Here is a 25,963-nt window from a genome sequence, read left to right on the forward strand (position 1 = left end):
GTAGATATAAAGACAAAAAAGAAGAGATAAAAGGATGCTAGAAAAATTAACAGTAACTTATGATGGTTCAGCTTTTTATCCCGAAGAAAGCATTAATTTAGAACCCAATACTCGTTATATCATCCAGATTATTGCTCAACAAAAACCAACAGACACAACTAATAAAAATGCTTGGGATATGCTTGAAGAAATGGCAGGAACGTATGAAGCACCAGAAGATTGGTCAAGTGAACATGATCACTACTTATATGGTACACCCAAACGAAATCTTCATCCATGAACAAAGATAGACTTTTTCTAGACACGATTTTTATTCAAGCAATTCTTAATCCCCGTGACCAATATCATACCCCTGCAATGCAACTTTTACCTCGTGTAAAAAATGCACAGGAAGTCTGGACAACAGAAGCTATTTTTATGGAAGTTGGTAATGCGCTTAGTGCATATAATCATCACAAAGTTGCTGCTTTTATTAAACAATGTTACTTAACTGATAATATGTCAATTATTAATATTACCCCTCAAGTATTTCAACAGGGGTTAAATTTATATGAATCTAGACAGGATAAAACATGGGGATTAGTAGATTGTATTTCATTTATCGTCATGGAACAGGAAAATTTAATTGATGCTGTCACATCAGATATTCATTTTATTCAAGCAGGGTTTAACGCATTATTACGATAAAATAAAATCTTAACTTGTTTCGCAACCACAAACGCCTGTAGTTACTCGCCGTGGGTTTTGGGCGTGGTTGCGTCGGTTGTGGCGTTGGATTCGCTCTTGATTTCGGCGGTAAACACAATCCATTCACTTATAATTAGTATAAGCTGTTAATTTAAAACTTCTTAATTACCCATGCAGAAACTAGAAATAGAACTCGATCAAGAAACATTTGCAAAAATTAACCAATTGTCACAAACCTATAATTGCGAAATTTCTGACATAATCAAAGCAATGATTGAGCAATTAACACAACCAGAAATTCTTAATGATACATTTATCGGTAAATGGGCTGATGAAGCCGAATTAGTTGATAAAATGGTTGCAGATATTTTAAGAGATAGGAATTGTAGAGACTAAAATTAGGTGTGAGAAAATCTTTAATTGATACGGATATTTTATCAGAAATTCGCAAATTAAAAAATCCTAAAATAAATGCTAAAGCCATTGGTTACATAGGTATATGGCAACAGTACACAATTTCTGTAATTACTGTTTCAGAAATTATCAAGGGATGGAGGAGAATAAATCGCAATGACCGCATTCAAGAATTTTTAACAGATTTGTCTCAACTAGAAATATTGCCTTTGGACCAAAACTGTGCAGAACTTTCAGGTTTGATTCAAGCGGATTTAGAAACATCAGGAAAACCAATCGGATTAGCAGATGTCTTAATAGCTGCTACAGCGATCGCAAATAACTTAGTTTTAGTAACAGGTAATACTAGACATTATCAGAACATTCAAGCATTAGGATATCCTTTATTAATCGATAATTGGCGAGGATGAGTTTTTTTTGATTGATGGTCATAATTAATCAGATTCAAGATTTACATAAACAAGCAATGGATTTCGCTGAAATGGCACAAATTGCTAAACTAAAAGGCGACTCTGTTTCAGCTTTAAAACTCTCCAAACAAGCATTTGAAAAAGAACGTTTAGCAGCAGAATTAATCGTCAATAATCTGGTAGCAGAACCTACACGTTCAGTATTACATCGTAGTGCCGCAACCTTAGCGATTGACTGTGGAGAAATTGCAGCAGCAGAACGTTTAATTGCCATAGTTTTATCAGGAAATCCGCCTCAAGAGATTGCCGAAGAACTCAAAGATTTATTTGTGCAGATTAATATTGATAAATATTTTGCACGTCGTGGTATTGAATTTGATTCAGCTAAACTATAATTATGGATGATATGAAATACAATAATGTAAAACTATATAAGAAAGAAATACATGACCAAAGAAAAAAGGATACAAGCCCCTAAATTTATTTATGGAGAAGAAAAAAGTGAAACAGCATTAATTCAAGCCCCCGGATTTATCCGTGGGGTATTTAATTTTGAATTTTGTTAGCGCAGCGTTAGCGAGTCCGCGAGCGTCATTTTGAATTTTGAATTGGAGCGAAGCGACTTGACACTGAAATATCTGATAGATGAAAATGTCAATCCTCTATATCCAAATCAAATTAAACTAAAAGAACCTGAGATAATCTATATTTATTGATTAATAAAGATGAGTTTAGTCATTTCTGATGAGATTGTTAAAGCAAGTGGATTATCAGAAATATAATTAATTATAGCCAAAAAATAAGAATTGCTTGATAAAATAGTTAGGGATATTTTAGAACACAGGATTAATAAAAATAATGTCTGAAAAAGCCACTACTGAATATAGACATATCCTAGTTGATGAAAATAATGTTCCTTACATTACAGGAACATCAATGAAAGTTGTGGAGTTAGTTACTTCTATTCATGCTTATGGTTGGAGTCCAGAAGAATTACATTTCCAGTATCCACATCTGACTATGAGCCAGATTTACTCTGCTTTAGCCTATTATTGGGAACATAAGGCAGAAATTGATACTGATATGCAGCGACGCTTTGATTATGCAGAAGAATTACGTTTAGAAGCCGGAGAATCCCCCTTATCGAAAAGACTCCGTGCAGAAGGATTAATTAAATGAGTGTTGCTCTTTATATCGATGAAAATGTTCATCGAGGAATTACAAATGGATTACGGTTACGGGATGTAGATGTATTAACAGTACAAGAAGATGGGCGCACTGGCTTTCCTGATCCACTTATACTTGAACGTGCAACAGAACTTGAGCGCGTTTTATTTTCCCAAGATGAAGATTTTCTAGCTGAGGCTAACTGTCGTCAAGCCAAACAAATAAACTTTGCTGGTGTGATTTATGCCCATAAACTCAGAGTTTCTGTAGGTGATTGTATTCGTGATTTAGAAATTATTGCTAAAACTGCATATCTTGAGGAATTAAAGAATCGTGTTCAATATTTACCTTTATAAGTTGGTGAACAGACGTAACACAGATAATGGTAATAGGTTTGTACCTATTACCATTATCTATTACCTATTTGCTAAATATTGATACATCTGCCAACGGGAATCAACTTCAGCTTGTGCTTGTTCTAGCAGTGTTTTAGCAACTTCTGGTTTACTCTTGGTGAGCATTTTGAAGCGATTTTCTTGGTACATGGATGGCTCTACTGATTGAGTAGGCGATCGCATATCTAACTGTAAGGGATTTTTGCCCTGTTCTCGCAACAATGGATTATGACGATACAATAACCAGCGTCCTGATTCTACCAGGGTTTTTTGATGGTTCATCCCGGTGGTCATGTTGATGCCGTGGGCGATGCAATGACTGTATGCAATAATCAATGATGGCCCGTCAAAGGCTTCAGCTTCTAAAAATGCCTTGAGTGTTTGGTCATCTTTTGCACCTAACGCTACACTCGCTACGTAAACATTACCGTAATTCATCGCCATTAAACCCAAGTCTTTCTTCGGCGCAGGCTTACCACTGGCGGCGAATTTGGCGACGGCGGCGCGGGGGGTGGCTTTGGAAGATTGACCGCCAGTGTTGGAATATACTTCTGTATCCATGACTAAAATATTGACGTTGCGACCACTGGCTAATACATGGTCAATACCACCAAAGTCAATATCATAAGCCCAACCATCACCGCCGACAATCCAGACGCTTTTTTTCACTAAGTAATCAGCAAGGGATTTGAGATTGTGGATTTTGGATTTGAGATTGGGGTCAAAAGTCTGGATTTTATCCAACTGTTGCTTTAACAACTCTACGCGATCGCGCTGTTCCCAAATCTCAGTCTCGGTTTTTTGTTCGGCTTTGAGGAGGGAATTAACTAAATTATCCCCTACTTCGGTGCTGAACTGTTGTAATAGTTCCGCCGCGAATTCTGTTTGCTTGTCTAGTGAGAGACGGTAGCCAAAACCAAATTCGGCGTTATCTTCAAATAAACTATTCGACCATGCGGGGCCTCTACCATCGGCGTTTTTCGTCCACGGGGTGGTAGGGAGATTTCCGCCGTAAATGGAAGAACAACCTGTGGCGTTAGCAATAACTGCGCGATCGCCAAATAGTTGTGTTAATAATTTTAGATAAGGTGTCTCACCACAACCAGCACAAGCACCGGAAAATTCAAATAATGGTTCTTGCAGTTGTTGTTGGCGAATTTGGTTGAGTTTTAAATATCGTCTGTCTGGGTTGGGTAAACTCAAGAAGAAATCCCAATTTTCTCTTTCCTGTTCCCGTAAAGGTAGCTGCTGCCCCATGTTAATCGCTTTCTGGGATGGCTCAGTTTTATTTTTGGCTGGGCAGACATTTACACAAATAGCGCAGCCTGTACAGTCTTCTGGGGCTACCTGGATGGTAAATTTTTGGTTGGCGAAGTCTTTATCTTTGGCGTTGACTGATTTGAAGGTAGACGGCGCATTGACTAACTCACTCGGCTGATAAACCTTGGCGCGAATCGCTGCGTGGGGACACACCATTACACACTTACTACACTGAACGCAGATATCTGTTTCCCATACGGGGATTTCTTCAGCAACGTTACGTTTTTCCCATTTCGCTGTGCCTGTAGGAAATGTCCCATCTGGTGGTAATGTACTGACAGGTAAGTCATCACCTTGCCACACCATAATTTTACCCAGAACATCCTGTACAAATGCCGGGACGCTGCTGGGAAAGGGGCTTTGGGTAGACTGTTCTTCATCTATCCATTTCCCTTTTTCCTTGATGGGGACTTGCACCTGATGTAAATTCTCTAGGGTTTGGTCTACCGCTTGTAGGTTCATGCGGACAACTTCCGCGCCTTTTTTACCGTAAGTCTTTTCAATCGCTTGTTTAATTTTAGCGATCGCCTGTTCCTGTGACAAGACTCCAGCTAAAGCAAAGAAACATACCTGCATGATAGTATTAATCCTGCCACCCATACCACTATTACGGGCAACCTGATTGGCGTTGATGACGTAAAGTTTGAGTTGCTTGTCTAAAATTTGTCGCCGGACTTTTAGGGGTAGCTGTTCCCAGACCATATCAGCATCATAGGGACTATTAACTAAGATAGTTCCCCCAGACACAGCCGCTTTTAATACATCTATGCGTTCCAAAAATCCCCAGTGATGACAACCAATAAAGTTAGCTTGGTCAATTAAGTAAGTAGAACGGATGGGTTGAGAACCAAAGCGCAGGTGAGAAACCGTCATTGAGCCGGATTTTTTGGAATCATAGACAAAATAGCCTTGGGCGTAGTTGTCTGTTCCTTCCCCAATAATTTTAATTGAGTTTTTGTTAGCCCCCACTGTCCCATCAGAACCCAAACCGTAGAACATCGCCCGGACAACATTATCGGGTTCGGTGGAGAAATCGGGGTCAAAGTTTAAGGATGTATGCGTTACATCATCATTAATCCCGATAGTAAAGTGATTCTTCGGCGTAGCTTGAGCCAAATTATCAAACACAGCCTTCACCATCGCCGGTGTAAATTCCTTCGACGAAAGCCCATAACGCCCACCAACAACTTTGGGAGTGGTGATAGTCTTTTCTTCCCCTACACCCCTACACCCCTGTACCCCTACACCCCATCCTTCATGAATAGCTGTAACTACATCTTGATATAACGGTTCTCCCGCGCTTCCTGGTTCTTTGCTGCGATCGAGGACTGCGATCGCCTTTACACTATTCGGTAAAGCCTGGATAAATCTGTCTACATCAAAGGGGCGATAGAGTCTGACTTTGAGAACGCCGACTTTTTCACCTGTGGCGTTGAGGTAATCTACGGTTTCATGGACGGTTTCGCAACCAGAACCCATGATGATAATGACGTGATCGGCATCACTTGCGCCATAATATTCATAAATTTTGTAAAATCTACCTGTGCGTTCCCCAAATTTATCCATGATACCCTGAACTATTTCGGGACAGGCGTTGTAATAGGGGTTTGCGCCTTCACGGGCTTGGAAGTAAACATCAGGGTTTTGGGCTGTCCCGCGTAATAATGGACGGTCTGGAGTCAAGGCGCGGGCGCGGTGGGCGAATATTTTATCGTCGTTAATTAGCGATCGTAAATCATTATCTGACAATAACTCGACTTTCTGCACTTCATGGGAGGTACGAAACCCATCAAAGAAGTGTAAAAAAGAAACCCGTGTATCTAAAGTCGCAGCATGGGCTATCAAAGCAAAATCTTGACTCTCCTGCACTGAAGCCGAACACAGTAACGCAAAACCAGTACCACGAGCCGCCATCACGTCGCTATGATCACCGAAAATAGACAGTGCATGGGTAGCCAAAGACCTAGCCGCAACGTGAACTACGGTGCTAGTTAATTCCCCCGCAATCTTGTAGAGGTTGGGAATCATTAATAAGAGTCCCTGGGATGCGGTGAAAGTGGTACTCAGTGAACCCGTTTGTAAAGCCCCATGCACCGCACCAGCCGCGCCGCCTTCGCTTTGCATCTGCACCACACTAGGAACTGTACCCCACAGATTAGGACGACTTTCCGCCATCCAAGCATCCGCCCATTCACCCATTGCTGAAGAGGGGGTGATGGGATAGATAGCTACTACTTCATTTAATTTGTAAGCTACACGGGCAACAGCTTCATTCCCGTCAATCGTAGCAAAGGTTTTATTCATTAATGTGTCTCCCTGTCTCAACTTCTCTTTATGGTCAATTTGGATGCAGAGAACCCGTGAATAGAAGCATCAAAAATAGCCAGAGCCAGGAATTTGCTTGTGATATATAGCGTTTCTTCATCACATGAGGTAATCAGTCCTCGAATTACCCCACCCTAACCCTCCCCTTGGAAAGGGGAGGGAACTAGATTTTCCGGTTTCCTCCCTTGGAAAGCTACCGTGAACATACAATTCATCGAATCACTACCAGTCCTCGAATTACCCCACCCTAACCCTCCTCTTAGAAAGGGGAGGGAACTAGATTTTCCGGTTTCCCCCCTTTCCAAGGGGGGATTAAGGGAGGTAAAACCCGGATCTCAAAGTAACTCCGACTTGTGTGTACACCGTAGCCCCGCAAGGGAGGAGGGGTTTCTGACTTTTCACGGAATCTGGAAAACCCCTCGACCTAGCTTGCTTCCCTACAAGGAGAGAGGCTTTAACTTTTCCCCCTTCCCTAGTAGGGAAGGGGGTTAGGGGGTTAGGTTTCGCGTTAGCTTTTCCACATAACGTGAAAAGTCAGGAGGGGGTTGGGTGCTTTTACCTCACTTAAAGGAGAAACGCTATGTTCAATTTCAGAATATAAAATCAAACATTTAAACTTGTAATTATCCTTAATTGTATTAATTGTGAATGTGGCTATTGGCTATTAGTTTAGCTTGCAAAATACTTCGCATACTATTATGTCATTCACAAAAATATATTATTTCACAAATATTAGTAATGTACTCAATATCTAGAAACGCATATTCATCAGACTTTCAGACTTAGAATTATTGAACGTGGGGTATAGGTGCGGGATAAGTGAATGTAGCAAGCCCTAATTATTTATAACAAATCATATCCCTCACTTATTCATAGTGTGAGATAGTGTGAGATTCAATTTCGATCATAACTGAGTAAAACAAGATCCCCGATTTCTTAAAGAAATCGGGGATCTGAATGTCTGAATGTACAGTTTTTTTGTTGTTTGGTAAATTCTTGTTTCGGGGTTATTTTCTAAGAAGTAGTAATTTGCTCAACCTCTATATTAAATAAAATCACAGAGTTATTAGCAAGATTTTCATTTATAGCAACTTCACATTCCTTCATTTGGGTAATATTTGATTCATTGATAAGTATTTCCTTCAACGTTAATTTGTCATTTTCTTTTGTAAATTTGAGTTTATTTTTAGGTGTTTCATCTTTCTTATTTTCTTGTGTTTCTGTCGATCTAAGAGCAAGTTGATTTCCAGAACTAATTCCTTGCAATGCCAGAAGTGATGAATCAAACTCCGGCATTTTCTTATCTATCATCACTTGAATAATAAAGATGAACCCTAAAAAAACAGTCCATAAAAATGCCTGAAATCTATGGATATTATATCCATTACCATCGGAAAAAATATCTTCCCAATAATTTTCACTAGTTCTTCGAGTTCCTTTTTGTTTATCCTTACCACCCTTGCCATCAATTATAGAAGTAACAGCTACTGTTCCAGTATTAATTCCTAATAAAATGAGTGCTGAATTACCGATTGTGTAGTTTCCATTTGTAAGATAAATGAAAACATAAGAGGGAAAAATTAACCCTGTCCACCACGCTAATTGTGATAGCGATAAACTGTATGGATTTTGCTTGCCAGACACCGCAATCATCTGCTTCTTCTCCTTGCTATAGCAAACACCATTTTCTCCTGGGCTACGTAAAAAATTTTTCCCCCAAAATACAAAAATAAATATCAAAAAAATGACGACGATAGCGACAAAAAGCCACGGTATCCACAAGGCATCTGATTTACTAAAACCTGAAAAAGGCGTATCTTGATTATCCTTGGCGATTACTGCAAAATTAATAGAAACAATTAGGAAGAAACTTAATAATAAAATAGTTGTGAATCTTTTTAAAGCTTTGTCCATTTATTTATGTCCTGGAATCAAAAAGTAAATTGAAAGTAGCAGTCAAATTAAAAATCTCTAAAAAATTTGACCGCACTTGAAATCGAAGGCGTTAGTACACCCTTACAGAAATTCAAGTATCAGGACAATATACGTTGCACTCCCTCTAAAGCAATGGAAGTTTGCCAACTTAAGCACAGGAAAATTAAGAATTATTACAAACGTCCCCGTAAAATCCCAGTCGTAATCTCTTCAACAACTGAGAAATTGAGCAAATCAGATTGCAAAATAGAGCGTTGCATAAATGCGGGATCAATGGAGAGCTTCAAGCAAAGTAAAATATTGACTTTTCGCGCCTAATCTGGAACTGCTGTTTGCAATATGCGCGGAACAAAAATCAGCAACGCCCAAAATTGTTACATCGCGTTACAACTCCGTCATTTTTGCGTAATAGAGTGATTTTAACCTGATAAATAAATTTATAAACTGATAAATTCCGCTAAAATCAGATGAATTAATCTGTTTACTCCTTTAAATTTCAATCTTATGCCTATATACTCTCATGAACGAATATTTACTGCTGTATAACATTCCTGAAATGAAACTAATAAAAGTATGAGGCAACCTCTAGGCTAACTAATTCCCTTGTTTGCCTACAACTTGTGTAAATCAAATCCAACATTTTCCTCATGCCTACAAAACAACGCAGACGTGGTGCAATGCTTACACCAAAAGGACTGCATAAATTACAGGATGCAAAACAACAAGCAGAATTTAATAAGAACGGTAACAAGCGATTTACACTTGTCAATCTGAGTGATACGACAGGTTTAGACTCTCATACCCTGTGTAAGATATTTAGGCGTGAAAGCAAAGTTGATACGCAGTCTCTGACTCGATGCTTTCAGGCATTCCAACTATTATTAGAGCGGGATGATTATGAAATTCCCACAACTCCACTGCTCATAACTAGCTCAGATTTACAACACCGAGAAACAGACGAAAATAAGACTTTAGAAAGACAGGACGAAAAACAACCTGGCCTAAAATTAGAGCGAGATGTAAATGAGGACAGGTTGCCGATGACTGTACCTGAAGAAATTCGCCAAAGAGGAAGAAAACTACTCGAACAATTATCGGGAGAATCTTTAGTAAAGGCAGTTAACTCGTTGGAATCCATTGCTCAAGAGTCTTTACTGCCAAGTGAAAACAAGCTGGAAAATAGCGACAGTCTTGATAAGAAGATTAAGCCCAGTTAAACTAAAAATATATGGCAAGCGCGATCGCACAGAGCGCAGTACCAGAAGCGATCGCTAACTCATAATATAGAGATGTTAGAATTAACACCAAGTTTGCACAACTCGACCTTTTAATTCTTGTCCTAGCCAGGGGGTATTACTCGAAAGGGTATGCAGATTTTTCCTTTCTACTTTCCAGGTTGCTTGCGGGTTAAATAAGGTTAGTTCAGCTTGGTGATGGGGCGCAATTTTACTGATTTTTGCTTGTAAACATTCGGCTGGACGGGTACTCAAAGCTTGCCACAATTGTAATGCTGTAAATTCCCCAGTTTCTACAAGATGCTGCCACAACAGAGGTAATGCTAATTCTAACCCAATTGCTCCTGGTGGGGCTTCGGCAAAGGCTTGGACTTTCTCTTCGTAGCTGTAGGGTGTATGATCAATAGCGATCGCATCTACAATTCCTGTACGCACTGCTGACCGCAAAGCCTGCATATCAGTTGTATTACCTAATGGCGGGTCTAAATGCAGACTAGTGTGATAACTTTTAACAGCCTTGGTATCTAACAATAGGTGCATCCATGTGGTGCTGGCGGTGATGGGTAAACCTTGAGACTTGGCGGCGGCGATTAATTCTACACTGCGAGCGGTGGAGACGCGCATAATATGTATGGGTGTGCCGATGGTAGCTACCAATTCTATTAAAGCAGCGATCGCAGTTGTTTCGGCACTCACGGGGACAGGAGGTAAACCAAACCGCAAAGCATCTGCACCTTCCCTCATTACACCATTAGATGCGAGTTGGCGATCGCAAGGCCAAAAGGCTACAGGTTTTCCCAAAGGCTGCACATATTCCAATAGCCGCCGCACTAATCCTAAATTATCTAAAGGCAACCCATCAGTAAACCCCACAACCCCAGCCGCCGCTAAATCTGCTAATTCTGTTATTTGCTTCCCAGCCACATCCAGGGTAATTGCACCCCAAATATTAAAATGTGGGAAGGAGGAAGAATTTCCCCCATCCCCCATCCCCTTCTGCAACTGCGCCACCAGCGCAGGATTATCAATAGCTGGCGATGTATCAGGTAGAATGCTGACTCTAGTAAAGCCACCAGCAGCCGCCGCTTGTAAAAACGACAACAGCGTTTCCCGTTCCTCAAAACCAGGTTCACCGGAGTGACTATACAAATCCACTAACCCAGTCCCCAGAACTAGTCCCCGACAATCTCTAACTTGGGTATTAGGACTGATATCAGGAATTTGTGGAGCTACTGCTTGGATTTCACCATTAGCAATTATTACATCAGATACTTGGTCAGTTTGAGAAACTGGGTCAATCACCCTTACTTGTTGCAGAAGTTCAGTTGTCATTTGAGCTATTTAGTGCTTCAGCTGTTTATCTATTATTGTTAATCACCCTATAATGCCCCAGCTGCTGTTTTATCTAGTACACCACCACTTAAATGAGTGGTGATGTTCATCGCTTGTAATACTGGCAAACCATTCAGTCCACAAGGATAGTCGATGACGCTGACAGCACCGTTACCTTGGCGGAAATTCCAGAAATTATCCGCAGGTAAACCTAGGATATGACACAGTAAGGTTTTGTTGGTAGCGTCGTGAGCTACGATTAATCCGGTTTGACGTTGATTTTCTAAGGCGGTTTGTATTATTGCTTGCCATGTAGCACTGCTACGTTCCCAGACTTGTTGTAAATTTTCCCCTTCTGGCATTTGCACTGCACCTGGTGTTGTCCGCCAACGATGTAACTCTCCGGGGAATTCTTGGTCTATTTCTACTTCTAACTTTCCTTCCCACAGTCCGTGGCTGATTTCTCTTAAGCCCTCTTGCAACTCTAAATTTACACTGGGATGATGTTGCAAAATAATTTCCGCAGTTTCTTTGGGACGTGCCATAGTGCTACTTACAGCAAAGTCAATGGCTACATTTTGGAGAAATTCCCCGGCTTTTTGTGCTTGCTTTCTGCCGTTATCATTCAGGGGAACATCGATTTGTCCTTGAAATCTGGTTTGGCGATTCCACTCAGTTTCTCCATGACGTACCAACAACAATCTTACGCCTTGATGGCCTGGTCGCAATGACGGCAGCATTTCGCCCATGTGTTGCGTCTGGTTCATCGACTCTAGTTGTACGGGTTCTCCCAAACCACCCGAAAAGTTTAAGACGCTAATACAACAGTTAGATTGTTGAATGGAATGGTAACGATTGGGATGAATACCCAAAGCGGTGCTAATCAGAGCGCGATTGATGCCGTTATGCCCGACGATGAGAATAGTTTCACCTTGATGATGGGGTAATATTTCTTGCCAAAACTGCTGTGCTTGTTCATACACAGCCAGCACAGGGAAATGTTCACGTGTTCCCCCTGTATCCTCCACCAACATCTTGAATTCGTCGGGGTGTTCATGCCAAATGCGGTAATCTTCTGGAAACTTCTGCTGAACATCACTAGAAAGCATTTCTGCCCACAATAACAGATCAATTTCCAGTAATTGATCAGATGTTTGGACAACAGCCGATTTTCCAGAATCAGATGCTAACTCACCATAAATAATATCTGCTGTCTGTTTAGCTCGCTGGAGTGGACTGCTATAAATCGCATTAAAGGCAATATTACTGAGGGCTTTGCCTACTTTACTGGCATCACTACGACCTTTCTCCGTTAACCTTGATACGTCAGTGCGCCCTTGAATGCGTCTTTCGGTGTTATATGTGCTTTGACCGTGGCGCACGATGATGACACGGGTCATCTTTTTGCCCTCCTCTATCTAAAGGATTAATTTTACTGCATTCTGTAGGCAGCATTATCTCTTAGATTTGGGTTTGGTCACTTAATATTTTGATTTGTTTGGGGAACACCAAAAAATAAATTATCCGCAATTGATGGTTGGGTAGGGTGCGTCAGTGCGATAGAACCTAACTATACTCAGAAATCATTCATACTGACGCACCCTACAGTTTGGACGTTTTTTGTATCTGTAAGTCCTTTGTAGTCAGGACTACGCATTTAGGCGATTGTAACAGTTGATTTAGGAATCTTTTGTGTATAATTTACAGCGTTATACTCATAAATAATAACTAGTCAAAAATACGAATGACCAAATAAACAATACTTAACTAAGATATATTTTTAGTCGAAAGAAGTCGATGATTAAGCTATTGGCAATTAAATTACTAAAAATTTAGTTAAATTGCGTAATAGCAGTAGGAATTACTGTTATTTATGAGTGTTAATCGTCATTAGCCTGGGCAATCACTAAAAAATAATTAAAATCCATAACCAAAGGAGAAGCATCTATGTCAGATTCTGCTGTGGAATTCCCGAATTTAGAAAAAGTTCAATCTACTAATATTACTGTCAAACTTACTGAAGCTGATCCTGAAACTATCAAAGAAGTTCAAACTCTACTCACTACAAAAGGTTTGTATAAAGGTAAAGTTGATGGCATTGTAGGTGAGTTAAGCCTAAAAGCATTTGCAGAATTTAAAGAAAGTGTTTGGCTAGATTCTCCCGATTTGTTGGGACCGACTACTGCGGCTAATTTATTAGAGATAGCAGAAAACCATCAAACTAATGAAGAACAAACTCAGCAATTAAAAGTATTACCTGTATCAACTATAAACACTAAAACAGGACGTACTTTGAGGTTAGTAACTGGAGAGACAGTTTATGAAAATGAATTGGTAGTTACTGGAATTCCTCTGACTTGGGGGGAAGTTACTAAAGGATGTGATCCCCAAAGAAACCCAGAGTCAAAAACAGTAATTAATAATATTATTAAAGCAGCTAAAGGCTTTGGTAAAATTCGTGATCAATACGGTATTCCAATTGCTATCACTTCTGCCTATCGTCCTCCTAGTGTGAATCGGCGTATAGGAGGCGCACGCTATTCTCAGCACATTAACGGTCTAGCCCTTGATATTGCCCCTTCCGATGGCAACTTTACCAAACTTTTACAAATCTGTCGCGCTTCTGATTGCACAGGACTCGGTAGAGGAATGCACAAAGGTTTTATCCATTGCGATTGGCGGCCAGGTGGTCGTGTAGTTTTTGACTATTAATTAGCATTTAATATTGCAGTTTCTAGCCCTCGCTGAAGTTATGAGAATTACCAAATTCTCATAACTTCAGTTTTTTATTGGTTTAGAAAAAGAAATATGAAACTTTAATCACATTTCACGTAGTCAAATGGAACATCTTGTCCACCCTTGGTAGGTTGAGACTTTCGCAGTACCATAATAAGCACGAAACTATAGCGTTTCTCGGTTGAATGAGGTACAACCCCACCCGCAACCCCCTCCCCTCAATTGAGAAGGGAGGATAATATGATGTGTGCATCATTCCAGAAGCAAGAGTGTTTATCAGGACGTGTCCCCTTCGTTTGAATTATCCCGTTGGGGCGGGTTGCATGGTGATAGGGAAAAAAGACGCTTCCCCAACAACCCCGCTTGTTAAAAGCCCCATCCCCCATCCCCCTACACCCCTACACCCCTACACCCCTACACCCCTACACCCCTACACCCCTACACCCCTACACCCCTACACCCCTACACCCCTACACCCCTACACCCCTACACCCCTACACCCCTAATGAATAAAGACGATGCCTGTACGTAAAACTTTATTAACACCTGATATTCAACTATCTTACTTGGAGTGGGATCAAGGGAAAGAACCATTACTGTTGTTACATGGTTTAGCTGACCATGCTTTGGTGTGGTCAAGTTTAGGAGATGATTTAGCGGCGGATTATCATATAGTTGCGCCAGATATGCGCGGTCATGGCGAAAGCAGTAAGCCAGAAACAGACTATACTTTTGAAAGTGCGATCGCAGACCTAGAAGCACTCATGGATCATTTGGGGTGGTCATCTGCTCATATTGTCAGCCATTCGTGGACTGGTAAACTAGCTGCTATCTGGGCTAGAGTCAACCCCCAACGCCTACGAAGTATGGTTCTAGTTGATCCCATTTTCATTTGGAAAATGCCCAGCATCTTGCAGCTAACTTTCCCCCTGTTATACCGTTACCTCTCCTTTCTCAAAGGTATGGGGCCATTTACCAGTTATGACGTAGCTGAAGCACAGGCCAAGCAATTAAATCAATATCAGGGTTGGAGTACATTACAGCAGGACGTTTTCCAAGCCGGTCTAGAACAAAAACCGGATGGTAGCTGGGGTAGTAAGTTCACTATTAACGCCCGCGATGGCATTTTTGAGGATGTAATGCTAGTACCTGGGTTTACCATCCCCATAGACACTCCTACCCTATTCATCCAGCCAGAAAAAGGACTCAACCGTTTAGACTGGCAAATCAAGCCCTATAAAACTTACCTGAACAACCTCCGCCTGTGTCAACTTCCCGGTAATCATTGGCCGTTTTTGACTGCACCAGAAACATTTAACCAGACAGTTGCAGCATTTTTAGCAGAATTTAAGTAAAACAAATCTAATTATTAATAGACAGCAACAAAAGAGTAAGACTCAGTTCTATTCTTTTGACTTTTGACTTTTGACTTTTGACTTCCTATCATGAGCCTTTGCATTAATCCAGTTTGCCCCAAACCTAACCATCTCAACAATCAAAAAAACCGCTTTTGTCAAAGTTGTGGTTCTCCATTGGAACTAGTAGGGCGTTATCGGGTAATGCACTTATTGAGTGATACAACTGGATTTGGTCAGGTCTATGAAGCTTATGAACAAGACACAGCTAAAATCCTCAAAGTGCTAGAAGCAAATCTAGCCGATGTTAAAGCAGTAGAACTGTTCCACCAAGAAGCCGTTGTCTTGGGAAAACTCAATCATCCAGGTCTCCCCAGAATAGATGCGTACTTTCAGCATCACACTAGGAATAACTTGAGTTTATATTGTCTTGTCTTAGAAAAAATTAACGGCATTAACTTAGAACAGTGGTTAGAAAAACACCATCAACTTACTTCTGAATCACAAGCTATCAATTGGTTGAAACAGATACTAGAGATTTTGGATTTAGTACATAACCAAAGCTATCTGCACTTAAATATTAAGCCATCGAATATTCTCATCCGACCAGATGGGCAATTAGTTCTAATTGACTTTGGTACAGCTAGAGAACTAGCCAAAAATTACCAAAATCGTAGTGCTACCCCCACTATGTCATCTGGTTATAGCGCACCAGAACAAATGCAAGGAAAAGTGACATTACAATCAGATTTTTTTGCATTGGGACGCACCTTCGTTTTTTTAATGACGGGAAAACATCCTCTAGATATGTATGATGCCCACCATAATTTATTACATTGGCGCAGTCATGCCAATCAATTTTCTCCACTACTATTGAATTTAATTGATTGGCTGATGACACCAGCAATAAATTATCGTCCTGCCAATGCCAAGGAAATTTTGCAGCGAATTAAAGAGATTGAAACGCCTAAAAATGCAATTAAAAATAACAATATTATTATAACAAAAAATATTCAAACTCTCGAATTAACCCAGCCAAAAATCGCTCCACCTCCCTCTCTATCAGCCAAGAAAATAAAAAAAATGCCTTTAATATCACTATTAGTAGCACTTCTATTTTCATTCGGGTTACTCAGTGCAATTGCTATAATGATAGGCTATCCACAATTCGCAACTTTATTACCAATAGCAACTCAAGCTCCAGCAAGAAAAGGGAAGATTGATTATTTTGCCTATGAAGAGGGTAGAGATAGTCAAGGTGGAGTTGCTCAATTTAATATCGCTATTTTATCAGTAGAGTATAAATGGCTTCCAGACAGTAATTTTCAAGTTACAAATAACAATCAGATTATTAGTCTTGATGTTTTAAAGTTAATGTTAGAGCAAGAAGGTATCCAGAAAATTATGGAAGATCCTAATGAAATTATTTCTGTAGGTATAGCTTCTTGTGATACCAAATTGGCAACTGCACAACTTAGAGCATTTGAACGTTCTCAACAAATCCAACTGTTAGCCAAAAAATTATTTAAAAATACAGCCAGTGTTAAAGGTTATCGCTTATTAAACTTAGGTCAATTCCAACGCATAGACTGTAAGCCAAATCAAGATTATACTAGATATCAAAGCAGCGTTATTGTTATAGGAGTTAAAAATAAGTCAAAAAACGTAGTTATAGATGAAGCACTACGCGATAGATTAAAAAACAAGCCTTTTGCTGATTTTAAATTAGAAGATTATTCTTTAGGTTCAGTAGAAAAATTTAAAACTATTTCTAATAATTTATAGAAATAACTACATAAGCTAGGTACAAGAAGAAATAATTGGGGAGTCCCTTTTCACCCCGAACATAAGTCAAACAATTTTGGATTTTAGATTTTAGTAGGGGCGGGTTCACAGATATCCTCAATTATTCACGATGATTCGGGTAAACCCGCCCCTACTGCACCCATAAAGGGATACGGTGAACAAAGTGTTAGGGGTTTAAGTCCCCGGCTTCTATCAAGCCGCAAGTGTTGTGGCGGGGTTTAAATAAATATAAATTTATACTTGCTAATTAGTTAGATATACATTAAAATTTCCGAAATTAGCTAAATTTATAACCACTCGAATTTAAAATGGGTATTCTCAATAGGGTAAAAATAATCAAACTCGATAGTTATTTGATCATAGCTCTGATATCTGGCTTTATTTTTTGCCTATATGGTATCCATTGGGGAAGAGTAGAAGAGTGGAATCCAGATCAAATGGTTTTTAAAGGAAACCTTTCTTGGGGTGAAATTTTCTCCAGCCCTAGTGACTTTCTCAAACCCCCTTTTCACACATATTTCAACTTCATATTATCCTATATTCCATTGAAATTTATTGAGAAAATTTTTCGTCTATCGCAAAATTCACTTACTTCTGGTTCAGTGATGCTCATCTGGTCTAGAATTATTAGTGCTTCTTTGTTTTTGGGTACGATTTTTTTAAATTTTCAAATAAATAAAAGATTTTTTGGGTTGTTTTCTGCCCGAATTATTACACTAATTTTTGCTACTAGTAGCGGCTTTATAGTTTATAGTCACTTTTTGACAGCAGACATTCCTTTAATTTTCTGGATGATATTATCTTTTTACTTTATTCAAAGTATATACTTACAAGGTAAAATATCAAACTACTTGTTAGCTGGATTTTTCACAGGGATTGCTACAGCAACAAAATATAATGGTCTGTCCATAGGCATTGGAATTGTTTTGGCTCATATTCTCTCATTTAACGAATTAGCTTGGAAAAAAATTATTTTCAGTAAGAAGCTGATTTTAAGTTTGTTAACAGTTGTAATTGGCTTCCTAATTGGTAATCCATTTGCATTAATAAATTATCGTCAGTTTGTTTCAGATTTTTTATATAACTATATTACAACACCCATATATAATGGTGAAATAACAGGTACTAACTACTTAACTTTCTTCTCAATATATATTCGCGAAATTGTGGGGCTTCCCTCACTAATAATTATTAGTTTAGCAATACTATATTCTCTATATCTTACTTTTACTAGTAAAGATAATAAGAGAATAAAATCTGTTTTATTAATCTTAACAGTTTTTATTATTTACTACTATAAATTTGCTGATTTCCCTAGATTGGAAACTCGCTTTGTACTGCCTATAGTACCTTTCTGGCTCATGCTATCAGGGCCATTTTGGAATCAAATCAAGTCTAATAAGGCGGCTATATCAGTTATTTTGGTAATTATTATCAGTTACAATACAGTTTGTAGCTTATATGTAGGTAAAAGGTTTTTAGACGATCCACGTATGGTAGCTCAGGAGTGGGTAAAAGCTAATATACCTCAGTTAAGTTTGATAGAGAATACTGCATATATTCCTACATGGAATCGTTTATCAGGAGTTAAGTTAAAATCCAGAAATATGCCATTTATTTCAGGGCGAGGAAAGTTATTTGAGCAAAATTTAACAAATAGATTTAAAAAAGATTCTTGGATAATAAAAAGGTGGCGAGAGTCTCAAAAATCAGATCAAAATATAAATTTTTACTCGCAAGAAGAGTTGGCTAACCGCAAACCTGAATACATTGCCATTAATTCACTTTACTATGAAAGATTTTTTAAAAATGACAATTTGAAGATTTTATATCCAGAAATTAATCAATTTTTTACAAAGTTAATTAGTGAAAAATATCCTTATAAAAGGATATTTGATCAAGAGTCTAAAACTCCACCTATCTGGGCTTATCCTCAGAATATTGATTTTCTCCATAACAGGACAATAATTTTTAAAGGCAAAGATTCTTAATTTTGTTCTCTGTGAGTAGACAATTAATTACATAGTCTTGTTTAACAAAGTATAGGGGTTTAAGTCCCCGACTTCTATCAAGCCGCAAGTGTTGTGGCGGGGTTTAAATCCCCGTTACAACACGTAATTGCGAATTGCGAATTGCGAATTGGTTTAATCATGCTCCCATCCCAGAATAGCGTTTCAATCCCGCACGCCATAACCAGCGATTTACGCCTAAAAATATAAATATCCAGCCTAGCAGAGACCAAAATCCTCGTGCTAAATCCACTGGTAGACCTATTAAAATACTTACAGGAAAATCAATCAAGTAGGGAAAAGGTGTAAATAAAACTATCTCCCGCACAGGTTGAGGAAATACTTCTAAAGGTGCAATTAAACCTGATAAAAATAAATAAAATAAAAACCAGAAATTTTCTATAGCATTAGCTCTTTCCGTCCAAAAAGCGAACATAGCAAAGGTGTATTGAATCACAAATCTTAAAATAAAAGCCAAACTGACAGCTATGGTAAATAAAAATAACTGTCCCAAATTAGGCAACCAAACAGCTTGGGGATAAAGTAAAAAAAACAGAAATGTTAATATTAATATAAATGGCATACGAGCAATTCTTTCTGAAAGATGAGAAGCGACATGATGCCATACAGGGTCTAAAGGTTGTAATAATTTTGGTGATAATTTACCTTCTATAACTTCCTTTTCAAAATCCCAAATTACCCAGACGACGGATATTTGTCTGACAACAAAAGCGGTGAGAAAGTAACGGGCAAAATCAACAGGCGATAAACCAAACTGTCCACCTTGCGACGCTTTTATCCAAACACCCATGAGAATAATTGGTAAAGAACCAGACAAAACCCATAAAATCAGTTCTGCCCGATATTCCACTATATAGGCGTAGTAAACTGTCAACAAAGTTAGAGCTTTTCTAATAATTTTTTTCATTCAATGTTTAGGTTTGAAGTATTTACACGACTCCCGCCTGAAAAACTCGCCCAATGACTTCTTCAACTGGCGGTTCAGTGACTTTTAAATCTATGACTTCCAATTCTGTTAAAATCTGAGAAACTGTGCGGGTGAGTGCCTCTTGTTGTACCATAAAACACACGGCTCGCCCTTCTAAATGTTGCACATCACCATAGACTCTGAGTTTTTCGAGGGGTAGAGGTTCTGCTAACTCTACGTAAACTTCTCGGTAAGGGGCAAAACGTTCTAGGAGTTTATCTAAGCTACCGTCATACATGAGTTTACCTTGATGAATCAGCAGCACCCGTTGACATAAAGCGGTTATATCTGCCATGTAATGGCTAGTCAATAAGACGGTTGCTTGATAACGCTGATTGTACTCACGCAAAAAATCCCGTACTGCTACCTGAGCATTGACATCTAAGCCTAGTGTGGGTTCATCTAAAAACAATACATGGGGATGGTGTAGAAGTGCTGCTAGTAATTCTGCTTTCATGCGTTCACCCAAAGAGAGTTTTCGCACGGGTTGGTTAAGTTTCCCTTCTAAAGCCAGCATTTCTGTTAATTCCCCTACTCGGCGATGAAATTCTTTATCAGAAATATCATAGACAGCCGCGTTAATTTTTAAAGAATCTAATGCTGGTAAGTCCCAGAGTAGTTGTTGTTTTTGCCCCATGACCAAGGTGATTTTTTGCAAAAACGCTGCTTGGCGCAGAAATGGCACATAGCTGGCTACTTTGAGTGTACCGCTAGAAGGGTGAATCAGTCCGGTGAGCATTTTAAGTGTGGTGGTTTTACCTGCACCATTTGGCCCTAAGAAACCCACTACTTCACCTGGGGCAATTTCAAAGGAAACATCCTGAACCGCGTTGATAGAACGGTATGTGCGGCGGAAAAAGTGGTTGATTGTGCCTTTAATTCCTGGCTCTTTCACCGCCACTGGGTAGGATTTACTGAGGTTTTCGGCAATGATAATTGACATATATAAATGTTAAAACCACTTGTGATTGTGTGGTGAAGAGTAATCTTATTTATTATGTCTTGACAGACTAGTACCGCAAAGCGGAAGTCAAAAGTCAAAAGTCATAGACACGAAAGCGGCTTCCCGGAGGGTAAGTCAAAATGAAGGCAGCGTAAGGGTTTTGTTGATTTGGAATGGGTGGTTTATTTACGCCGTGCTGTACTAGTAGGTCATCAGATTTGAATTGAGGGATAAGCTTTTTTTGTAATAAGACTTTATTCCTGATTTTTCTAAGGACTAAAGTCCTTACTACGAACTGTCACTTCAAACGACCCGATCGCAATATACTAATAATCAACCACAATCCCAATAAACTAGCAGCAGCAAACAACACGCTACTGACAAACGATAACTGTGTTGTCTGGGCTTTACTAGAAATCATTGCTGCTCCCATAATCAGTGAACCTACTAGGATACTAAAAGAAAGGCGGTTAGCAGCATCATCCATTGTTCGCCGCACGCCGTCTAAGCCATGTAGGGAAAGATTCCAGCGTAGGGTTTCCGATGTAACTCGATCTAATAACAGTTCGATTTGCCGGGGAGATTGTAAGGAGAGACTTTTAATATCTAAGGCTGTTCTCAGGAGCGATCGCACTGGATTATCGCCTAGTAACTGCCGTCGAAATAAGTCTGTAATTAAAGGCTGTATTTCTTCAAATAAATTTACCTCTGGATTAAAGGTACGCGCTACCCCTTCTAAATTCGCCAAGGTTTTGGCGTACAAGCCCATGTTACCAGGTAAGCGAATTTTATTATTGCGGGCAATTTGCAAAATTTCATAAAAGATTTGACTAAAATTCATCTCCGTTAAACTGACGTTATAATACTTCCGCAGCATCCGGTCATAATCACTTTCTAACCGCGCCACAATCACTGGTTGTGGGGAATCAGCTAGTTGCAGAGTCAATTGGGCGCACCTCCCCGCATCTAAATCTACAATTGCCAACAGCATTTCTGTTAATATCTGCTGAGTCCGGGGATCAAGTCTACCCACCATCCCACAATCTAACAAAGCAACCCGTCCATCACTGAGATAAAAGATATTACCGGGATGGGGATCAGCATGAAAAAAACCATCAACATATAACTGTTGAAAGAAAGCGCGAAATAATAGCGTGGTTATAGCTTTGCGTTCGGCGATGGGGTCTTTACCATTGTTGTCGTTTAAATTGGCTGACAGTATCGGTACTCCGTCTAGCCACTCCATCACCATTAATTTTTCTGTAGTTAATTCCCAGTAAATTTCCGCAACGACAATCTGTTGGGGATCAAACCAACGACTCTGGGATAAATTACGTCGTAACTGGTCTGTAAACCCAGCTTCTCGTTTAAAATCCAACTCAGCTTCTAAAGCTTTGGTAAATTCTTCAGCAATAGATTTGATTTCGTAGTTCTGCCCAAAATCAGTCCGCGCTACCAAATCAGCAATCCCTTGAATTAAAGCGATATCTTGCACAACTGTGACATCAATCCCCGGACGTTGTACCTTCAAAGCAACCTCTCGACCATCCATTAATGTAGCGCGATGGGTCTGGGCAATTGATCCCGCCGCTACTGCGACGTTATTAATGTGCTTGAAAGTCTCTTCTAGAGGTTGTTTTAGTTGTTTGCGGATAACTATTTCAATCTCTGCCCAAGGTACAGGCGGTACTTCGTCTTGCAGAGTAGAAAGTTCTTCAATATAAGCTGCACTCAGTAAATCTGGCCGGGTAGAAAGTAGCTGACCGAGTTTGACATAAACAGGCCCCAAATCCACCAGAATGTTTTTTAACACCGCCGGTGTGGGTAACTGAGGTTCATCAGCTTTGCCGCCTGTTAGCAGCCGCCGCATATAATCCCAGCCATTGCGGAGAACGACTTCGATAATTTCTCTTTGGCGTGGAACAGTGTAGGTGAGGAACATTTTGGGGATTGGGGATAAATCAATTCAAAATTCAAAATTCAAAATTCAAAAATTTCTGGGGATTGGGGACTGGGGATTGGGATTGATAAAAATTCGCTCCCTGCTCCCTGCTCCCTGCTCCCTTTGACAGCGCAGACAGTCAAGTTATAATGCAAACAATGGTTTTACGCATCTGCCAGGGGTTTTAAGTTTTATACAATAAAAATTAGAGCAAGTCGGTAAATCGGGGATCGCTTTGTAGTGTTTTGAGGATCTGTTTAATTTCCTGGGTGCGTTCTTTGTTAACTATGAGTGTGACATTGCGATCGCGCACAATCACTACATCCTCTAAACCAATAGTAACAACTACATCCTCTGGGTTAGTAGCATAAACAATCGCCCCCTTTGTATCTAAACCCACATGGGTAGCAAGTTCTACATTGGGATTTTCCGGCTTTTTCATGAGGCGTTCAATCGCATTCCAATCGCCTAAGTCGTCCCACCCAAATTCTGCCGGTAAAACATATGCTAGATTGGTTTTTTCCATGAGTGCATAGTCTATACTTTTTTTAGGCAATTGGGGATAGACATCAACGCCTTTTTGTGCTATTTGTTCAATAATTTCTGGTGCATGGGTATACAGTTCCTTGAGAACAACACCAGCCCGAAACACGAACATACCGCTATTCCAGCTAAATCTGCCCGTAGACAGAAAGGTTTCTGCTGTTTCACGGTTGGGCTTTTCAGTAAAGCGATTAACGTGATAGGCTGGCAACTCATTAAAGCTACCAATATGTTCGCCTTGTTCAATGTAGCCGTAACCAGTTGATGGGAAGGTAGGCTTAATACCCAACGTCACAATCGCTGGTGTGCTTGCCGCTAATTGGATAGCTGCATCTAATGTGCGTTTAAACGCTTGTTGATCAGCTATCCAGTGGTCAGAGGGAAAAAAGCCGATAATCGCGTCGTCTCCGTAACGTTTTTGAATTTCTAAACTTGTCCAAGCAACAGCAGCAGCAGTGTCTCGACCTTGCGGTTCAGCCAGCAAGTTTAGAGATGACAATTCTGGTAATTGTTGTCGCACTCCTGTAGCTAGCTGGCTAGAAGTAACTACCCACAAGTTATCCCAACTACCTGCGAAAGAAAGCAGTCGATCGGCAGTTGCTTGTAAGAGACTTCTAGAGCTACCATCAAGACTTAAAAATTGCTTGGGTCGGTCTTGGCGACTGAGAGGCCAAAAACGCTCACCTTTACCACCTGCCAGGATTACTGGGAACAAAGAACTACTCATGTTGTCATACAGACCTACGCTAGAACATTTTAAGTGTACAGTGCGGTCTGACCCTGGCAAGTTTGGTGGCTTGCATTAACATAACTTTTAGGGAGTGGATGAGTGGGGAGATAATTGTGATTAAACAGGTTCAATGGTCAGACAATCAGGTTACACCTCAAACAATACCGAATTTAGAATTAGAGGTCGGACCTTCACAACTACAACGTATAGATCATCAAGTCATACCGCAATCAACAGCCGATCTGGAAGTCATACCTCAAGAGGAAGCAGCTAACAGTTCTCGTAATGTCGTCGAGTCTGTAGGGGCAATTCCTAACGAGCTGTATGATCGGTTGGGCTTAACCATGCCTCGCTGGTTATTGTGGGTTTTGACATCGGTGCTGGGCATCATCATGTCTGGGCTGTTAGTATCCACCTTGGCACTGTGGACTCCTTTATGGAGTAATCTAGACCGCACCGACGAAGAATTAGGATTTGCTGGTCAAGATGAGCAAAAAACGCCGCTACCTGGGGAACTGTGGAGCAAAATTTCCCAATATCAGATATCTAAACCAATGAATATTCTGATTATGGGGATTGAGCCAGTCAAAGGTGCTGTAGATGGCTCACCGGAAAGTTTTTCTGGCAATAGCGATACTATGCTTCTAACCAGAATCAACCCCAGCAGTAAAACCATGCGGGTACTGTCAATTCCTAGCGATACCATGATTGCTATCCCAGAACAGGGATTAAATAGGGTGTCTGAAGCTAATACTAAAGGAGGGCCAGTTTTAGCAGCACGGACAGTCAGCCGCACTCTAAATAATGCCCGCATTGACCGCTATATCCGCATTTCTACTAGTGGCTTAAGGCAATTAGTTGATCAGTTGGGTGGGGTAGAAGTTTTCGTCCCCACAGCCATGTCATATCAAGACCCCAGCAGTGGCTCAACGATAAGTTTAGTTAGTGGCTGGCAAACTCTCAACGGCGAACAAGCAGAAGTGTTTGCTCGTTACCGAGAAGAAGGTTTAGGGGATTTACCCAGGGTACAACGACAACAAGTCCTAGTGACAGCTTTGTTGCGAAGGCTTACTAGTCCTACAGTATTACCCAGATTGCCCCAATTAACCCGGCTGATGCGGAAATATTTTGATACAAATCTGAAGATAGAAGAAATGATGGCTTTGGTGAATTTTTCCGTGAACTTAGAACGGGATAATTTCCAAATGGCTATGTTACCCGGTACATTTAGCAGATTTAGTAAAGATCCCAATAGCTATTGGCTGAATTTGAACGGTCAGCAAAATTTATTGAATAATTATGTAGGCGTAGATATACCTAGTCTGAAGCCAGATTCACGACCAGTTTCTAAGCTCAAAATTGCTATTCAAAATGCTTCTAATCAACCTCAGCTAACTGAAAAAGTTATTGCTTACTTGAAACAGAAAGGCTTTACAAATATTTACACCGTTCCTGCTTGGCCTGATACCCAACGCCAAACCCAAATTATCGTGCAAAGAGGCGATCGCTCGGCAGCAATTGACCTCCAAAAAATCTTAGGATTGGGTTTAGTTGAAGTCAAATCCACAGGGGATTTAGAATCAGACATCACAATCCGCATTGGGAAGGATTGGAAGTAGTGAGTAGTGCTGAGTAATGAGTAATGAGTAATGAGTAATGAGTGCTGAGTAGGAAGAAATTTCCTATAATTC

The 25,963-nt window shown here is 40.0% G+C and carries 22 protein-coding genes; 14 read left to right on the top strand and 8 right to left on the bottom strand.

The window, feature by feature from the left end:
• Positions 1–34: 34 nt before the first annotated feature.
• From L6494_RS07165 to L6494_RS07195, 7 genes are all read left to right on the top strand, one after another.
• Positions 35–280 carry a hypothetical protein gene (locus tag L6494_RS07165; protein WP_237993087.1) on the top strand — a complete coding sequence of 82 codons (246 nt, stop codon included), beginning with the start codon at positions 35–37 and terminating at the stop codon, positions 278–280.
• Positions 277–687 carry a type II toxin-antitoxin system VapC family toxin gene (locus tag L6494_RS07170; protein WP_237993097.1) on the top strand — a complete coding sequence of 137 codons (411 nt, stop codon included), beginning with the start codon at positions 277–279 and terminating at the stop codon, positions 685–687. The genes L6494_RS07165 and L6494_RS07170 overlap by 4 nt, the downstream gene beginning before the upstream one ends.
• A 171-nt stretch (positions 688–858) precedes the next feature.
• The gene (locus tag L6494_RS07175) at positions 859–1,083 is read left to right on the top strand and encodes a hypothetical protein (RefSeq protein WP_237993099.1); all 225 of its coding nucleotides are present in this window, start codon (positions 859–861) and stop codon (positions 1,081–1,083) included.
• 8 nt (positions 1,084–1,091) lie between these two features.
• Positions 1,092–1,511, top strand: coding sequence for a PIN domain-containing protein (locus tag L6494_RS07180; protein WP_237993108.1), 420 nt, complete (start codon positions 1,092–1,094; stop codon positions 1,509–1,511).
• Positions 1,512–1,525: 14 nt separating this feature from the next.
• Positions 1,526–1,906, top strand: a complete 381-nt coding sequence (locus tag L6494_RS07185; protein ID WP_330911084.1) for a hypothetical protein — start codon at positions 1,526–1,528, stop codon at positions 1,904–1,906.
• Positions 1,907–2,369: 463 nt separating this feature from the next.
• Positions 2,370–2,690: a DUF433 domain-containing protein gene (locus tag L6494_RS07190; protein ID WP_237993110.1), complete on the top strand. Its 321-nt coding sequence runs from the start codon at positions 2,370–2,372 to the stop codon at positions 2,688–2,690.
• Positions 2,687–3,034 (top strand): DUF5615 family PIN-like protein, encoded by a 348-nt coding sequence (locus L6494_RS07195; protein WP_237993112.1) that lies wholly within the window; start codon positions 2,687–2,689, stop codon positions 3,032–3,034. The genes L6494_RS07190 and L6494_RS07195 overlap by 4 nt, the downstream gene beginning before the upstream one ends.
• A 60-nt stretch (positions 3,035–3,094) precedes the next feature.
• Here L6494_RS07195 and nifJ read toward each other — a convergent pair whose 3' ends face one another.
• The gene (gene nifJ, locus L6494_RS07200) at positions 3,095–6,697 is read right to left on the bottom strand and encodes a pyruvate:ferredoxin (flavodoxin) oxidoreductase (RefSeq protein ID WP_237993114.1); all 3,603 of its coding nucleotides are present in this window, start codon (positions 6,695–6,697) and stop codon (positions 3,095–3,097) included.
• Between the two features lie 1,035 nt (positions 6,698–7,732).
• A complete protein-coding gene (locus L6494_RS07205; protein ID WP_237993117.1) occupies positions 7,733–8,632 on the bottom strand; it encodes a hypothetical protein in 900 nt (299 codons plus the stop codon).
• A gap of 668 nt (positions 8,633–9,300) precedes the next feature.
• Between L6494_RS07205 and L6494_RS07210 the strand changes: the two genes are divergently transcribed.
• Positions 9,301–9,870 (top strand): hypothetical protein, encoded by a 570-nt coding sequence (locus L6494_RS07210; RefSeq protein ID WP_237993119.1) that lies wholly within the window; start codon positions 9,301–9,303, stop codon positions 9,868–9,870.
• A gap of 81 nt (positions 9,871–9,951) precedes the next feature.
• Here the strand turns inward: L6494_RS07210 and L6494_RS07215 are convergent, their stop codons facing one another.
• Both L6494_RS07215 and L6494_RS07220 read right to left on the bottom strand, forming a co-directional pair.
• A complete protein-coding gene (locus tag L6494_RS07215; protein ID WP_237993121.1) occupies positions 9,952–11,220 on the bottom strand; it encodes a dihydroorotase in 1,269 nt (422 codons plus the stop codon).
• A gap of 47 nt (positions 11,221–11,267) precedes the next feature.
• A complete protein-coding gene (locus tag L6494_RS07220) occupies positions 11,268–12,620 on the bottom strand; it encodes a histidine phosphatase family protein (RefSeq protein WP_237993123.1) in 1,353 nt (450 codons plus the stop codon).
• Between the two features lie 547 nt (positions 12,621–13,167).
• Between L6494_RS07220 and L6494_RS07225 the strand changes: the two genes are divergently transcribed.
• From L6494_RS07225 to L6494_RS07245, 5 genes are all read left to right on the top strand, one after another.
• A complete protein-coding gene (locus tag L6494_RS07225; protein ID WP_237993125.1) occupies positions 13,168–13,932 on the top strand; it encodes a D-Ala-D-Ala carboxypeptidase family metallohydrolase in 765 nt (254 codons plus the stop codon).
• Positions 13,933–14,279: 347 nt separating this feature from the next.
• On the top strand, positions 14,280–14,462 hold the full coding sequence (locus tag L6494_RS07230; protein ID WP_237993127.1) for a hypothetical protein: 183 nt from the start codon (positions 14,280–14,282) through the stop codon (positions 14,460–14,462).
• A gap of 12 nt (positions 14,463–14,474) precedes the next feature.
• Complete coding sequence (locus tag L6494_RS07235) at positions 14,475–15,311, top strand: alpha/beta fold hydrolase (protein WP_237993129.1); 837 nt, start codon at positions 14,475–14,477, stop codon at positions 15,309–15,311.
• 90 nt (positions 15,312–15,401) lie between these two features.
• A complete protein-coding gene (locus tag L6494_RS07240) occupies positions 15,402–17,096 on the top strand; it encodes a serine/threonine-protein kinase (protein ID WP_237993131.1) in 1,695 nt (564 codons plus the stop codon).
• A gap of 329 nt (positions 17,097–17,425) precedes the next feature.
• Positions 17,426–19,108, top strand: a complete 1,683-nt coding sequence (locus L6494_RS07245; protein WP_237993133.1) for an ArnT family glycosyltransferase — start codon at positions 17,426–17,428, stop codon at positions 19,106–19,108.
• A 157-nt stretch (positions 19,109–19,265) separates the two neighbouring features.
• On the opposite strand, the gene L6494_RS07250 is transcribed toward L6494_RS07245, so the two are convergent.
• From L6494_RS07250 to L6494_RS07265, 4 genes are all read right to left on the bottom strand, one after another.
• Positions 19,266–20,054 (bottom strand): ABC transporter permease, encoded by a 789-nt coding sequence (locus L6494_RS07250; RefSeq protein WP_237993141.1) that lies wholly within the window; start codon positions 20,052–20,054, stop codon positions 19,266–19,268.
• Between the two features lie 22 nt (positions 20,055–20,076).
• Positions 20,077–21,057, bottom strand: coding sequence for an ABC transporter ATP-binding protein (locus tag L6494_RS07255; protein ID WP_237993143.1), 981 nt, complete (start codon positions 21,055–21,057; stop codon positions 20,077–20,079).
• A gap of 298 nt (positions 21,058–21,355) precedes the next feature.
• Positions 21,356–22,999, bottom strand: coding sequence for an ABC1 kinase family protein (locus L6494_RS07260; protein ID WP_237993152.1), 1,644 nt, complete (start codon positions 22,997–22,999; stop codon positions 21,356–21,358).
• Positions 23,000–23,204: 205 nt separating this feature from the next.
• Entirely contained in the window at positions 23,205–24,269 is a 1,065-nt protein-coding gene (locus L6494_RS07265; RefSeq protein ID WP_237993154.1) for a mannose-1-phosphate guanylyltransferase, read from the bottom strand.
• A gap of 116 nt (positions 24,270–24,385) precedes the next feature.
• On the opposite strand from L6494_RS07265, the gene L6494_RS07270 reads away from it, so the two are divergent.
• The gene (locus L6494_RS07270; protein WP_237993157.1) at positions 24,386–25,891 is read left to right on the top strand and encodes an LCP family protein; all 1,506 of its coding nucleotides are present in this window, start codon (positions 24,386–24,388) and stop codon (positions 25,889–25,891) included.
• Positions 25,892–25,963: the final 72 nt, after the last annotated feature.

The organism is Nostoc sp. UHCC 0870, from assembly GCF_022063185.1.
Lineage (GTDB): Bacteria > Cyanobacteriota > Cyanobacteriia > Cyanobacteriales > Nostocaceae > Trichormus.